Annotated in this window: 12 protein-coding genes; 2 read left to right on the forward strand and 10 right to left on the reverse strand. The window is 71.6% G+C overall.

From position 1 onward, the window contains the following. Positions 1 to 4: 4 nt before the first annotated feature. The 4 genes from ACYBSK_RS32525 to ACYBSK_RS32540 all read right to left on the reverse strand — a co-directional run bounded on the left by ACYBSK_RS32525 (position 5) and on the right by ACYBSK_RS32540 (position 4,334). Positions 5 to 385 (reverse strand): TadE/TadG family type IV pilus assembly protein, encoded by a 381-nt coding sequence (locus ACYBSK_RS32525; RefSeq protein WP_460244248.1) that lies wholly within the window; start codon positions 383 to 385, stop codon positions 5 to 7. Positions 386 to 723: 338 nt separating this feature from the next. Further along, complete coding sequence (locus tag ACYBSK_RS32530) at positions 724 to 2,310, reverse strand: AAA family ATPase (RefSeq protein ID WP_460244249.1); 1,587 nt, start codon at positions 2,308 to 2,310, stop codon at positions 724 to 726. Between the two features lie 298 nt (positions 2,311 to 2,608). Next, a complete protein-coding gene (gene cpaB, locus ACYBSK_RS32535) occupies positions 2,609 to 3,328 on the reverse strand; it encodes a Flp pilus assembly protein CpaB (protein ID WP_457480843.1) in 720 nt (239 codons plus the stop codon). A 64-nt stretch (positions 3,329 to 3,392) separates the two neighbouring features. Then, positions 3,393 to 4,334 (reverse strand): hypothetical protein, encoded by a 942-nt coding sequence (locus ACYBSK_RS32540; protein WP_460244250.1) that lies wholly within the window; start codon positions 4,332 to 4,334, stop codon positions 3,393 to 3,395. 288 nt (positions 4,335 to 4,622) lie between these two features. On the opposite strand from ACYBSK_RS32540, the gene ACYBSK_RS32545 reads away from it, so the two are divergent. After that, positions 4,623 to 5,645, forward strand: coding sequence for a chitinase (locus ACYBSK_RS32545; RefSeq protein WP_457480845.1), 1,023 nt, complete (start codon positions 4,623 to 4,625; stop codon positions 5,643 to 5,645). A gap of 63 nt (positions 5,646 to 5,708) precedes the next feature. Here the strand turns inward: ACYBSK_RS32545 and ACYBSK_RS32550 are convergent, their stop codons facing one another. The 6 genes from ACYBSK_RS32550 to ACYBSK_RS32575 form a co-directional block, all read right to left on the reverse strand. Next, the gene (locus ACYBSK_RS32550; RefSeq protein ID WP_460244251.1) at positions 5,709 to 7,040 is read right to left on the reverse strand and encodes an Nramp family divalent metal transporter; all 1,332 of its coding nucleotides are present in this window, start codon (positions 7,038 to 7,040) and stop codon (positions 5,709 to 5,711) included. Positions 7,041 to 7,102: 62 nt separating this feature from the next. After that, positions 7,103 to 7,663, reverse strand: a complete 561-nt coding sequence (locus tag ACYBSK_RS32555) for a hypothetical protein (protein WP_457480847.1) — start codon at positions 7,661 to 7,663, stop codon at positions 7,103 to 7,105. Between the two features lie 85 nt (positions 7,664 to 7,748). Beyond that, positions 7,749 to 9,233 (reverse strand): GntP family permease, encoded by a 1,485-nt coding sequence (locus ACYBSK_RS32560; protein ID WP_457480848.1) that lies wholly within the window; start codon positions 9,231 to 9,233, stop codon positions 7,749 to 7,751. A 113-nt stretch (positions 9,234 to 9,346) separates the two neighbouring features. Continuing rightward, the gene (locus ACYBSK_RS32565; RefSeq protein ID WP_457480849.1) at positions 9,347 to 9,757 is read right to left on the reverse strand and encodes a RidA family protein; all 411 of its coding nucleotides are present in this window, start codon (positions 9,755 to 9,757) and stop codon (positions 9,347 to 9,349) included. Then, positions 9,754 to 10,545: an IclR family transcriptional regulator gene (locus ACYBSK_RS32570; RefSeq protein WP_460244252.1), complete on the reverse strand. Its 792-nt coding sequence runs from the start codon at positions 10,543 to 10,545 to the stop codon at positions 9,754 to 9,756. Before ACYBSK_RS32570 ends, ACYBSK_RS32565 begins: the two co-directional genes overlap by 4 nt. Then, a complete protein-coding gene (locus ACYBSK_RS32575) occupies positions 10,542 to 11,528 on the reverse strand; it encodes a sugar kinase (protein WP_460247143.1) in 987 nt (328 codons plus the stop codon). Before ACYBSK_RS32575 ends, ACYBSK_RS32570 begins: the two co-directional genes overlap by 4 nt. A gap of 186 nt (positions 11,529 to 11,714) precedes the next feature. On the opposite strand from ACYBSK_RS32575, the gene ACYBSK_RS32580 reads away from it, so the two are divergent. Further along, on the forward strand, positions 11,715 to 13,025 hold the full coding sequence (locus ACYBSK_RS32580) for an amino acid deaminase (RefSeq protein ID WP_460244253.1): 1,311 nt from the start codon (positions 11,715 to 11,717) through the stop codon (positions 13,023 to 13,025). The last annotated feature ends 106 nt before the right edge of the window (positions 13,026 to 13,131 follow it).

Genomic DNA, 13,131 nt, shown 5'->3' on the forward strand with positions numbered 1-13,131 from the left:
ACGGTCAGCTCCCCTCGTTCTCGTCGTCGTTGGGCATGGTGGCGGTGCGGCGGAGGTCCCAGCCGTCGAACAGGGGGATGACCGGGGGGACGCGGACGGTGACGGTGCACGTGACGGTGTCACCAGTCCTGCCCCCAGACGCCTGGGGGTTGAGCCAGCTGCTGGCGGAAGCGGTGGCCGCGGTCTGGGCGGTGCCGGGGGTGAGGGATTCGGCGCGGGCGGCGGCGCGGGCGGCGGAGCCGGCCTGGTTGGCGGCGTAGCCGACGAGGCCGAGTTGGATGGTGGCCATGCCGATGAGGAGGAGGAAGGGGAGGAAGCCGGCGAATTCGAGCATGGATACGCCGCGGTCGTCGCGCGGCGTCAGCCGTCGTGGTGTGCCCGGCACCGTGCCCGCACCCCCGGGGCTCCGCCCCGGACCCCGCTCCTCAATCGCCGGAGGGGCTGAAAGGGCCGGACCCCGCTTCTCGAACGCCGGAGGGGCTGAAAGGGCCGGACCCCGCTTCTCGAACGCCGGAGGGGCTGAAAGGGCCGGACCCCGCTTCTCGAACGCCGGAGGGGCTGAAAGGGCCGGACCCCGCTTCTCGAACGCCGGAGGGGCTGAAAGGGCCGGACCCCGCTTCTCATGCGCCGGGAGGGCCGGCCGGGCTGGGGTGGGTCGGGTTTTGAGCCTCTGCGGCGATTGAGCAGCGGGGTTCGGGGCGGAGCCCCGGGGCGGGGGGAGGGTCACTGGGTGGCCTCCGTTGCCGCGCCGGCCTCGCCCTTGACGGACCAGCCGGGGTTCACGCCGGGGAAGAAGAGGGGGACGTCGACTTCGACGGTGGCCTTCGTGACCACCCCGCCGCCCTCGGGGCAACTGATCCGCGCACCCTGCCACGCCCCCGGCAGATGCTCCCGCCCCGCGGCGTCGCACGCCCCCTGCCCGTCCCCGCCGGAGGCGTACGCCGACGTGGCGGCCCGCGCCGCCTCGTCCGCCGCGTTCCCGGCCAGGGAGTACGTGTAGCCGTACAGGACGCACTGCCACATCAGGGCGAGGACGACGAGGATCAGCGGGAACATCGCCGCGAATTCGAGGGTGACCGCGCCCTTGTCGCCGGCCCTGCGCCGGCCCCGGCGGCCGGCCCCCGGAGGGGCGGGGGTGGCGACCAGGTCGAGTTCCGCCGCCAGCGACCACATCGCCTGCTTGACCGTCGACCGGTTGTCGAGGTCCTGCATGCGGCCCGCGTCGACCGCGGCCTGAAGTTCCTTGTAGGCGGCGGGGATCGAGGTCTTCGCGGTCTTCGTGCCGGTGACCCGTTCCACCAGGGGCGGCTGGATCTCCGCCGTGCGGGCGTGCCGGTTGACGACCGTGAGGGTCTCCTCCGCCTTGCGGACCTGGAGGCGGTCCCAGAGGCGGACCATGCGTTTCGCCGCGCGTACCGCGACCACGTCCGGGGTGACGAGGAGGGCCGTCTGGTCGGCGAGTTCGATGGCGGTGGTGTTCGCCGCGCCCATCTGCGTACCGCAGTCGACGACGACCACGTCGTAGCGGGCGCGCAGCGCGTGGATCACCTGGCGGGCCACGCGGTCGGTGACGTCCTCGCCGCGTTCGCCCTCGGCCGGGGAGAGGAGCAGGTCCACGCCGGACTCGTGGGCGAACGCCGCGTCCTGGAGCACGCGGGGCGTGATGTCGCGGATCGCGGCGAGGTCGGCGACGGAGCGGCGGAACTGTACGTCGAGGTAGGAGGCCACGTCGCCGGACTGGAGGTCCAGGTCGAGGAGGGCGACGGTGCGGCCCGAGGCCTTCGCGGCGAGGGCGAGCTGGACGGCGGTGACCGTGGTGCCCACGCCGCCCTTCGCGCCCGCGACCGCGACGACGCGGCCGCCGCCCGCGGGGACGAGTTCGGTGCCGGTGCCGCCCGCGAGGTGGCGGCGCATGCCGGCGGACCAGGTGGCGGCGGCCTGGACGCGTTCGGCCAGGGCGTCGTAGCCGAGGGGGAACGCGACGATGCCGCGGGCGCCGCTGTCCATCGCGGCGGTGAGGAGGGCGGGGCTGGTGTCCGCGGTGAGCAGGACGACGCCGACCGCGGGGAAGCGGAGGACGAGGTCGCGGATCAGGTCGAGGGCGGGGACGGGGCCGATGCGTTCGTGGACGAGGACGACTTCGGGGAGTTCGTCGAGGGATTCGGCGGCGAGGGAGGCGAGGGTGTCGAGGAGGGCGGTGGCGTCGGGGACGGGTGGGGCGGGGTCGGTGTCGGGGAGTTGGGAGAGGAGGGTGGTGACGGCGCGGGCGGTTTCCGGGTCCGCGACGGCCGGCAGAATCCTGGTGCTCACGCCCCACCTCCCGTCACCGGCACCATCGCCGCGGAGGCCCGGTGTACCCGCACCGTCGTTGCGGCCACGGGGCTCCGCCCCGGACCCCGCTGCTCAATCGCCGCAGGGGCTCCATATACCCGCACCGACGCCACAGCCCCAGCTGCCGCGGGCCATGCGGTCGAGCCCACCCCACCAAGCCCCTCCGGCGATTGAGGAGCGGGGTCCGGGGCGGAGCCCCGGGGCGTCAGGGGCGGGGGGCCGTAGGAGGCGGGGGGCGTGGGCCACCGGAGTGGGGAAAGCGCGGCCGGCGTCGGTGTCACTTGTCGCCCTCCAGCGTGTACGACCGGTCCCCCGGCGGGATCTCCTCGTCCGCCCCCGGCGCGACCAGCGCCAACCGCACATGCGTCGCGAACGACTCCGCGTACGCGACCCGCTGCGCATCGGACGCGGCCAGCGCGAACGTGATCGGAACCGCCTCGCCCTGCCTGCGCGCGTCGTTGTCGTTCGCTCCGGCACCCTGCTGGTCGAGCGGAGTCAGTTTGCCCACGTCCATGACCTCGGCGTTCTCGACGATGACCTTCGACTGGTCGCGCTGCTTGTCGTTCTCGGCCTTGAAGGTCGCGTAGATGTTGACCTTCGCACCGGGGTTGATCTTTCCGGCGACGCCGGTCTCCGCGTCGATCATGATGGCGATCTCCTGCTGGCCCGCCTCCAGGCGGGGCCGGTCGACGATCATGTCGGACTGGAGCAGCGAGCCCTTCTTGAGCTGGGTGACCGCGATCTTGCCGCGGATGTCGCCGAGGTCGGTGACGGCCGTCTCCGACAGCCACCGCTCGGGCATCCGCACCTTCTCGAACTGGTCCGCCGTGAGCTGCTTGTACGGCGCCACGTCCTGCTTCAGCTCGTACGCGTCCACCTCCGGCGCCACCTTCGAGTCCACGTCACGGATCACCGCCAGCACACCGGCGAACGCCCCGATGGCGCACAAAGCCGAGACGACCAGGAGTATGACGCCGCGGCGCTGACGTGAGTTCATGGACCGGACAACCTCGTTCGTAGGGGGCGGGGGCCAGAGGGGTCGCGGGGGCGACGCGGGCGGGTCATGGGTGGTGGGCCCGTGGCAGGGCCGTCCTGGTCGAGCCGGCGGCCGGTGTCAGCGCCGTGCGCCCCCGCGCGGCCGGGGCCTCGGGCGGTGCCTCTACGGCCAGGGGCGCGGAGCAGAATCCGCAGCGGTCGCCGATGAGTTCGAGGCCGCACCAGCCGCACTGCTCGCGGCGGACGGACGACACGAGTTGGTAGAGCACCGAGATGTCGGGGATGGCCGCGGCGAACTCGACGATCCGGCCGGGGCTTCCCGGCTTGCCGGTCGCCCACCAGCGCGGCGAGTCCGCGGGCAGCCGCGTCCGCGTCACGCCCTGCACCCGCCAGGCGGGGGCGAGGACGCCGGTGAGCCAGTCCGGGGTGTGCTGGCCGACCGCGTAGACCATCCGCGTGCCGAAGGCCGGGCCGGTGGGTGTCTCGGAGCCGGTCAGGCGCAGGAGCTGGGGTTGCGGGGAGGCGACCACGGCGAACTGGGCGTTGGGCGACCAGGACTTCGCGTGCGCCTTCAGCGAGACCGGGACCCGGTCCAGCTTCGCCACCGAGCCGACCACCGCGCCCGCGTGGACGTAGTGCGCGAGCAGGCGGGCCGAGGAGGCCAGGACGCCGGGGCTGAAGTCGCAGATCGACAGCTGGCGCAATTGCAGCGCCAGGACGGCGAGTCCGAGGGGCGGCAGGGCGGGGCGGAGGATCGCCATCCGGTCGGTCTCCAGCACGGAGCGGATCGAATGGAGGCGGTGCACGGTCGCTTCCGGCGCGGAATCCGGGCAGAGCACGATCACATAGCCGTGCTGTTCGATCAGTGCGTGTACGTCGGTGAGCGCGCGGTCCAGCGGGTACTTCTGCGGCGGTTCGCCCACGGGCAGCACCGTGGCGGTCGGCGTGTGGCGGTCGGGCGAGGCCAGGACCAGGTCGGGGTCGGTCACGGCTATGGCGGTCGGCACGCGTGAACCCCCCGGTCGTCGCTCTGCGTTCCTCCAGTGGCACCTTGCTGTGATGCCGCGGTGCTGCTTGAGCACCATATCCACGAGGCCGCCCGGCAACACCCCACTTCGCACTGTTCACGGGGTGATCGGCCGTGGCTCGGGCCCGGTTGGCGAAGAAGTGTCGGCGCGACCCCTTGACATCCTCAATGGTCTGGACCAGCTTGGGGCCCCAGCAGCTGCTTCCTCAACTCCCCCCACTTCTCCCCCACTTCGCTGCGGGAGACCTCCCCCCACATGGAGGAAGAAATGGCGCATTCCCATCGGAGCAGGTCACGGTTCGGCGTGCTGCTGGGCGCCGTCACGGCGGCGGCGCTCGCCGTCGGCGGTCTCGCCGCGACGAGCGGTACCGCGAGCGCGGGCAGCGCGGCGGAGAGCTCCACGGCCGCCGTCCCCGCGCACGCCGTCACCGGCTACTGGCAGAACTTCAACAACGGCGCCACGGTGCAGGAACTGGCCGACGTCCCGGACGCGTACGACATCGTCGCCGTCGCCTTCGCCGACGCCACCACGACGCCCGGCGCCGTCGACTTCACGCTCGACTCGGCCGGCCTCGGCGGCTACACGGACGACGCCTTCAAGGCCGACATCAAGGCCAAGCAGGCGGCCGGGAAGTCCGTGATCATCTCGATCGGTGGCGAGAAGGGCACCATCCAGGTCAACGACGCGGCCTCGGCCACCAGTTTCGCCGACTCGGTGTACGCGCTCATGCAGGAGTACGGCTTCGACGGTGTCGACATCGACCTGGAGAACGGGCTCAACTCCACGTACATGTCGCAGGCGTTGAAGTCGCTCGCCGCGAAGGCGGGCGACGGCTTCGTGCTCACCATGGCGCCGCAGACCATCGACATGCAGTCGACCTCGGCCGAGTACTTCAAGACCGCCCTGGCCGTGAAGGACATCCTCACCGTCGTCAACATGCAGTACTACAACAGCGGTTCGATGCTGGGCTGCGACGGCAAGGTCTACAGCCAGGGAACGGTGGACTTCCTCACCGCCCTCGCCTGCATCCAACTGGAGGGCGGGCTCGACCCCTCGCAGGTCGGCATCGGCACACCGGCCTCGTCGAGCGCGGCGGGCAGCGGGTACGTGGCCCCGTCCGTCGTGAACGACGCGCTCGACTGCCTCACCAAGGGCACGAACTGCGGCTCGTTCAAGCCGTCGAAGACCTACCCGGGCCTGCGCGGCGCGATGACCTGGTCGACCAACTGGGACGCGAGCTCCGGCAACGCGTGGTCCTCGGCCGTCGGACCGCACGTCGACGGCCTGTAGTCACCCGCGCGGGCAGCGCCGCCGCTCCCCCGGCGGCGCTGCCCGCACCCGGGCCCGTACGGATCAGAAGAACTCCGACCAGGGCTGGTCCCAGATCTGCTTCACGCACAGCACCACGAACAGCAGGCCCGCGACCGTCAGCATGGTGTTGCTCAGCCAGCCGTTGCGCCAACTCGTTGGAGTGCGCGACGAGTTCAGGAGCCAGACGAGGGTGAGCGCCAGGAACGGCATGAAGGCCGCGCCCAGCACCCCGTAGATGATGACCAGGCGGAACGGCTGGCCCTGGAAGAGCAGGATCATCGGCGGGAACGTCATCCACAGCAGGAACGCCCGGAACGGCCAGCCCTTCTCGCGGTCGCCGCTCGCCACTTCCCGGCCGGTGGCGACGCGCGAGAGGCGGTAGCGCTCGACGAAGTCGGCGAACATCAGGCTCACGCCGTGCCACACGCCGATCAGGGACGTGAAGGACGTCGCGAAGAAGCCGACGAGGAAGAGCTTCGCGGTCGCCGTGCCGTACTCGGCCTCCAGGATCTTCGAGAGGTCGACCAGACCCTTGTCGCCCGACGCGATCGCCGTGTGCGACGCGTGCAGCAGTTCCGCGCCGACGAACAGCATCGCCACGACGAAGACGCCGGTGGTGATGTACGCGACCCGGTTGTCGAGCCGCATCACCTTCATCCAGGACGTGTTGGTCCAGCCCTTCGCGTTGACCCAGTAGCCGTACGCGGCCAGCGTGATCGTGCCGCCCACGCCGCCGATCAGACCCAGCGTGTTGAGGATCGAGTCCTTCTCGTCCGGCAGGACGGGGAGCAGGCCCGCGAAGGCGTCGCCGAGGTTCGGGGTGACGCGGATCGCCAGGTAGACCGTCACGACGAACATGACGCCGACGAGCACGGTCATGACCTTCTCGAAGACGCTGTACTTGTTGAGCCAGACGAAGACCAGGCCGACGACACCGCTGAGGATCGCCCACGGCTTGATCGACCAGTCGGCCGGGAACACGTCGGGGAACAGCGCCTGGAGCGGCAGCCCGCTCGACGACATCGCCGCCGCGCCGTACACGAAGCCCCAGATCACGACGTAGACGACGAAGAAGTACGTCGTCCACTTGCCGAGGCTCGCCCAGCCGTCGAAGAGGGTGCGGCCGGTGGCCAGGTGCCAGCGGCCCGCCGCCTCCGCGAGGCTGATCTTGACGAGGCAGCCGAGGACCGCCGCCCAGAGCAGCGTGTAGCCGAAGTTGCTGCCCGCGATGAGGGTGGCGACGAGGTCGCCCGCCCCGACACCCGTCGCGGCGACGACGATGCCGGGGCCGATGTACTTCCAACTGGACTTGCGGGGTTCGGAGTCGAGAGTGGTGGTGTTGCCGGTTCCTGGGGTGCCCGTGGTGTCCGCCATGAACACCAAGGGTGCGTAAAGCTGCCGCCCTGGCAAGAGGGGCGTCACCACCAACTGGGTGACTACTCCTCGAAGTACGCGTCCAGCGCCTTGTCGAGCTGGTCCGTCCACTCCTGGAGGCGGGCCTTGTCGGGGGCCTCGACGTCGTTGGGGAACCAGCGGCTGTTGGGCATGTGGACCGTCACCGTGAGGCGCTTGCGCGCGGTGCCGACCTCGACGGCGCTGATCTCGTCCCAGGTGAAGTCGGCCTCCTGGTCGTCGAGCGTGAAGCGGACGCCGGTCGCGTCGACGGTGATGGAACCGCGGCGGTCCCTGGCCTCCAGGGCGGGGCCTTCGGCATCGGCGTCGGCATCGTCGGGCCCGGAGTCCTTCGCGGCTTCGGGCTCGGCCTCTTCAGCCTCTGCCTCTTCGGCCGCTTCGGCCTCGGCCTCCGGTTCCTCGGGCTCGTCGTGCTGGGCCCCGGACGTCGACGTCACCTCCTCCGGCGTCTCCTCGGCGTCCGTGACCTCGGCGTCCTTCGTGGCGGGCCCCCGCGCGGGAGCCGTCAGGCCAGGGATGTACGCCGGGTCGAAGCCGGCACCGGTGACGGGCGTGACCTTCTCGTTCTCCATACGCTGCTCCACGGGCGGAAGTATGGCGGACAAGCCTGTGCCGCACCTCCCCCAGGGGGTGGGTGCGGCACAGGAACGGGCCGGAGCCCCGTGCGGGCTAGACGAACAGGCTGATCACCAGCGCCACCACGAACCCGGCGACGGAGAGCACCGACTCCAGGACCGTCCACGTGCGCAGGGTGTCCCGCTCGGAGATCCCGAAGTACTTGGCGACCATCCAGAACCCGCCGTCGTTGACGTGCGAGGCGAAGATGGAGCCCGCCGAGATCGCCATGATGACGAGCGCGACGAAGGCCTGCGAGTAGTCGCCCTCGGAGAGCAGCGGGGCGACGATGCCCGCCGTCGTCACGATGGCGACCGTCGCCGAGCCCTGGGCGACGCGCAGCACCAGCGAGATCAGGTAGGCGAGGACGATGACGGGCAGGCCCATGCCGTTGAACGTGTCGGCGAGGGCGTCCGCGATGCCGCTCGCCTTGAGGACGGCGCCGAAGACCCCGCCCGCGCCGACCACCAGGAGGATGTTGCCGACCGGCTTCAGGGACGCCGTCGACACCGTCTCCAGGGACTTGCGCGACCAGCCGCGGCGGATGCCCAGCAGGTAGTAGGCCATCATCAGCGCGATCGTCAGCGCGACGAAGGGGTGGCCGAAGAACTCGATGACCGAGCGGCCCGTCGACGGGTCGAAGGCGATGGAGGAGAAGGTCGCGAGGAGGATCAGGACCAGCGGCGTGCCGATGATGGCGAAGACCGTGCCCAGCGGGACCGGCTTCTCGGTCGGGGTGACGCCCGCGGCGCGCTGCTCGGCCTCCAGGGCGGCCTTGGCCTCCTCGGCCGCCTCGACCATGTCCTGCGGTACGGGGACGAAGATCCGCTTGCCGATCCAGGCGGCCCAGCCCCAGGCGGCGAGCACGGCCGGGATGCCGCAGACGATGCCCATGAGGATGACCCAGCCGAGGTCGACCTTGAGCAGGCCGGCGGCGGCGACGGGGCCGGGGTGCGGCGGCAGGAAGGCGTGCGTCATCGACAGGCCCGCGAGCAGCGGCATGCAGTACAGGATGATCGACTTGCCGCCGCGCTTGGCGGCCGCGTAGACGATCGGCGCGAGGACGAAGATGCCGACGTCGAAGAAGACGGGGATGCCGAAGATCAGGCCGGTGAGGCCCATGGCGAGCGGGGCGCGCTTCTCGCCGAAGAGGTTCAGGAGGCGGGACGCCAGTACTTCGGCGCCGCCGGAGACTTCGAGCACCGCGCCGAGCATGGTGCCCAGGCCGATGATGATCGCGACGTGGCCGAGGGTGCCGCCCATGCCGGACTCGATCGTGGAGACCGCGTCGGACTTCTGGACGGTGCCGAAGAGTTCGGTGACCGACAGGCCGGCGCCGAGGCCGACGGCTATGGAGACCGCGAGCAGCGCCACGAAGGGCTGGATGCGCGCCTTGATGATCAGGAAGAGCAGCAGCACGATCCCGAGGAAGGCGACGGTCAGCAGACCGGCGGTGCCGTCGATGAACGTGAGGATGCCGCCGGTGTGAGGCGGGGCCTCGGTGGGGGCGGCGGCCGCGAGCGGGGCGAACGGGGACATCGTTGACCTCGTAAGTGCATGGGGCTTTCGGGCAGGGGGGATCGCGGTGCGGCGCCCCTGTGGGGAGGGCGCCGCACCGTGACGACGTACGGACTACGGCAGGGGGAGGGCGGTCAGCTCAGGACGGCGAGCGCGTCGATCTCGATGAGCAGGCCCTTGGGCAGACCGACGTAGACGGTCGTGCGGGCGGAGGCCGGGGCCTTGAGGCCCTGCTCCTCGAAGTACTCGTTGTAGATCTGGTTCATCTCGGCGAAGTGGTCGACGTCCGTCAGGTAGACGCGCATCATCATGACGTCGTCCCAGGTGGCGCCGCCCTCTTCGAGGATCGCCTTGACGTTGGCGAAGGTCTGGAGGGTCTGCTCCTTCAGGGTCGGGCCCGCGGGGGTGGGGGCCTTGCCCTCCTCGGCCGGCAGGAAGCCGACCTGGCCGGCGACCTGAAGGATGTTGCCCTTCTTGACGCCGTGCGAGAACTTCGCCGGCGGGGTGGTGTGGGTGGCGGGCGTGAGCGCGATCTTCTCGGTCATGAACTTGCTTCCTTGGGAGGGGTGTTACCGGTGTTTCCGGTCGGGGCTGCGGTGCCTGAGTAGTCCCGGCTGATGGCTTCCGCCGTGCGGCGCACCAGCGGGAGCAACGTGAGGAGTTCCTCGGCGGTCACGACGACGTTCGGCGCGGAGACCGACATGGCGGCCACGACCCGGCCGTCCGCGCCGCGGATGGGGGCGCCGACGCAGTTGATGGACTCCTCGTGGCCACCGAGGTCGGTGGCCCAGCCCTGTTCGCGCACCTTCTCCAGCTCCCGCAGGAACGCTGCGGCGTTGGGGGTCGAACGGGCCGTGTACAGGGGGTAGTCGAGCTTCTCCGCGAGGGCGCGGCGCTCGGGCTCGGAGAGGTCGGCGAGCAGCAGCTTCGCCACGGCCGCGACCGTGATGGCGACGGGTTTGCCGACGCGCGAGTACATGCGCACCGGGTAGCGGCTCTCGACCTTGTCGATGTAGAGGACCTCGTTCTCCTCGTACACCGCGAGGTGGACGGTGTGCCCGACCTTCTCGTTGAGCTGGGCGAGGTGCGGGTGGGCGATCTCGCGGACGTCGAGGTTCTCCACGGCCTCCTGGGCGAGCGCGAAGAGGCGGGCGCCGAGGCGGTAGCGCTGGTCGGACTGGCGGTGCACCAGGCCGTGCTCGTGCAGGGTGCGCAGCAGGCGCAGCGCCGTGGACTTGTGCACGCCGAGCCGGTCGGCGACCTGGCCCAGGTCGGCGGGTCCCTCGGCGAGCAGCGGCAGGATGCTGAGCGCGCGGTCGACGGTCTGGCTCATGGCGTACGTACCTCCTCGGCGGCCGCGTCGGTGGCTTCGGTCCACCCGGGGCCGAGGTGCAGTGTCCCCCACGCGGCGGCGTCGAGGCCGACGAGGCGCTCCGACCGGGCGCGGCCCGGGGGCGTCGCGAGGTCGCCGGGGTCGGTGAGGGCGGCGGCGGCCCAGAGGTGGCCGTGCCGCAGCCGCTCGGCGACGGGCAGGTCGCGCAGGGTGGCGGAGAGGAATCCGGCGGCGAAGGCGTCGCCCGCGCCGACGGCGGCGACGACGTCGACGCGCGGGGCGGGTTCCTCGTGGCGCCCGTCGGCGTCGAAGGCGACCGCGCCGTCCGCGCCGCCCTTCACCACGAGCAGCGCGGGCTCGGGCAGTGCCGCGCGGATGGCGTCGGGGCCGCCGGTGATGCCCCAGGCGGCCTCGGCCTCGTCGTCGCCGACGAACACGATGTCGGCGCCGCGCGCGAGGTCCAGGAGTACGCCGGGGCCCTCGGCGGCGCCGGACCACAGGCCGGGCCGGTGGTTGACGTCGAAGGAGACGAGGGGGCGTCCCGCGCGCGGGGCGGTCAGCTCGCGCAGCAGGTCGAGGCAGCCTTCGGAGAGCGCGGCGGTGATCCCGGACAGGTGCAGGATCCGGCCGGAGCGCAGCGCGTCCAGGTCCAGGTTGGCGGTGGACATCGCGGAGGCGGCGGATCCGGCGCGGTAGTAGGCGACCTCGTGGGCGGCGGTGGCCCGGTCGCCGGCGGTGCGGAAGTAGATGCCGGTGGGCCGGTGCAGGTCGCGGCGGACGGCGGAGGTGTCGACGCCGTACGCGCCGATGGCCGCGACGAGGTGGTCGCCGAACCCGTCGGCGCCGACCCGGCTGACCCAGGCGGAGCGGTGGCCCGCGGCGGCGAGGACGCACGCCACGTTGGACTCGGCGCCGCCGATGCCGCGGTCGAACGACGGCACGTCGGCGAGCCGCCCGGGGACGGAGGGCCGGAACGTGACCATGGACTCGCCGAGCGCGACGACGTCGTTCGGTACTGCGGTTCCGGTGGCGGTCACGTGGATCGCTCTCCTTGCGACGGGGGCTCCGGGCTTTCGTTGACCCGACATCGGATCGGATGTTAGACAGCATGAAGCGACATACGCAATGACCGTTGCAAATAGCGCAACGGACTGCCTGGAGGAGGCGCCGTGACCGCCGAGAACGCCGACAACGCCGTCGAGCGCCGTACCGCCCGTCTTGAGAAGCTGGCGACGGAGCGGGTGGACTTCCGCTTCAAGGGGCTGCCGCCCGAGGCGGACGGCGCGACGGTCGGCGAGCTGGCCGCCCGCCGCCTGAACCTCTTCACGGACGGCTTCACCACCCCCGTCCTCGCCCTCTCCGCCGAGCGCCTGGAGCACAACCTCGCGCTCATGGAGGCCTACTCGGCCCGGCACGGCCTCGCGTTCGCCCCGCACGGCAAGACGTCGATGGCCCCGCAGCTCTTCCACCGCCAGATCGAGCACGGCGCCTGGGGCATCACCCTCGCCGTGCCCCACCAGGTGCGGGTGGCGCGGGAGTTCGGCATCGACCGGATCTTCCTGGCGAACGAACTCGTCGACGCGGCGGCACTGACGTGGCTGGCGCGCGAGCTGGACACCGACCCCTCCTTCCGGTTCATCTGCTACGTCGACTCCGTGCGCGGCGTGGAGCTGATGCAGGCCGCGCTGACGCAGGCCGGTGCGGGCCGCCCGGTCGACGTGGTCGTGGAGCTCGGCGCGGGTGACGGCGCGCGCACCGGGGCGCGTTCGGAGGCGGACTGCGCGGCGGTCGCGGACGCGGTGGCCGCGGCGGACCGGCTGCGGCTCGTGGGCGTCGCCGGGTACGAGGGCGAGGTGCCGGAGGCGGACGGCGAGCGGGTGCGGGCGTGGCTGCGCCGGCTGGTCGGGCTCGCGGCGGACTTCGACAAGGCGGGGCGGTTCGCGGACGTCGAGGAGATCGTCGTCAGCGCGGGTGGCTCCGCGTGGTTCGACGCGGTGGCGGACGTGTTCGCCCAGATCCCCGAACTGTCGCTGCCCGTACTGAAGTTGCTCCGCTCCGGCGCGTACGTCTCGCACGACGACGGCCACTACCGGCACCTCACGCCGTTCAACCGGGTGCCGGAGGAGGGTGCGCTGCACCCGGCGTTCCGGCTGTGGGCGCAGGTGGTCTCGCGGCCGAACGAGGGCCAGGCGTTCACCAACGCGGGCAAGCGGGACGCCGCGTACGACATCGATCTGCCGGAGGCGCAGGTGGTGCGGGACGCGCGGACCGGCGAGGTCCGGGAGGCCGCGGGGGTCGCGGTGACCGGTCTGTCCGACCAGCACGGGTGGGTGCGGACGGAGCCGGGGGCGCACCTTGAGGTGGGTGACTGGCTCGGGATGGGCCTGTCGCACCCGTGCACGTCCTTCGACAAGTGGCAGTTGATTCCGTTGGTGGAGGCGGACGGCACGGTCGTGGACTACGTCCGCACGTACTTCTGACCGAAGCCCACCCGTCTCCCCTCACGCCACGGGGCTCCGCCCCGGACCCCGCGCCTCAAACGCCGGCGAGGCTTGATCGTTGGAGCCCCTGCGGCGATTGAGCAGC

This window comes from Streptomyces sp. BYX5S (assembly GCF_054724165.1).

Bases quoted from the DNA above. Each gene is read 5' to 3' on its own strand.
- ACYBSK_RS32565 (WP_457480849.1), bottom strand. From the start codon at position 9,757: ATGACCGAGAAGATCGCGCTCACGCCCGCCACCCACACCACCCCGCCG.
- ACYBSK_RS32575 (WP_460247143.1), bottom strand. From the start codon at position 11,528: ATGGTCACGTTCCGGCCCTCCGTCCCCGGGCGGCTCGCCGACGTGCCG.
- ACYBSK_RS32545 (WP_457480845.1), top strand. From the start codon at position 4,623: ATGGCGCATTCCCATCGGAGCAGGTCACGGTTCGGCGTGCTGCTGGGC.
- ACYBSK_RS32560 (WP_457480848.1), bottom strand. From the start codon at position 9,233: ATGTCCCCGTTCGCCCCGCTCGCGGCCGCCGCCCCCACCGAGGCCCCG.
- cpaB (WP_457480843.1), bottom strand. From the start codon at position 3,328: ATGAACTCACGTCAGCGCCGCGGCGTCATACTCCTGGTCGTCTCGGCT.
- ACYBSK_RS32550 (WP_460244251.1), bottom strand. From the start codon at position 7,040: ATGGCGGACACCACGGGCACCCCAGGAACCGGCAACACCACCACTCTC.
- ACYBSK_RS32570 (WP_460244252.1), bottom strand. From the start codon at position 10,545: ATGAGCCAGACCGTCGACCGCGCGCTCAGCATCCTGCCGCTGCTCGCC.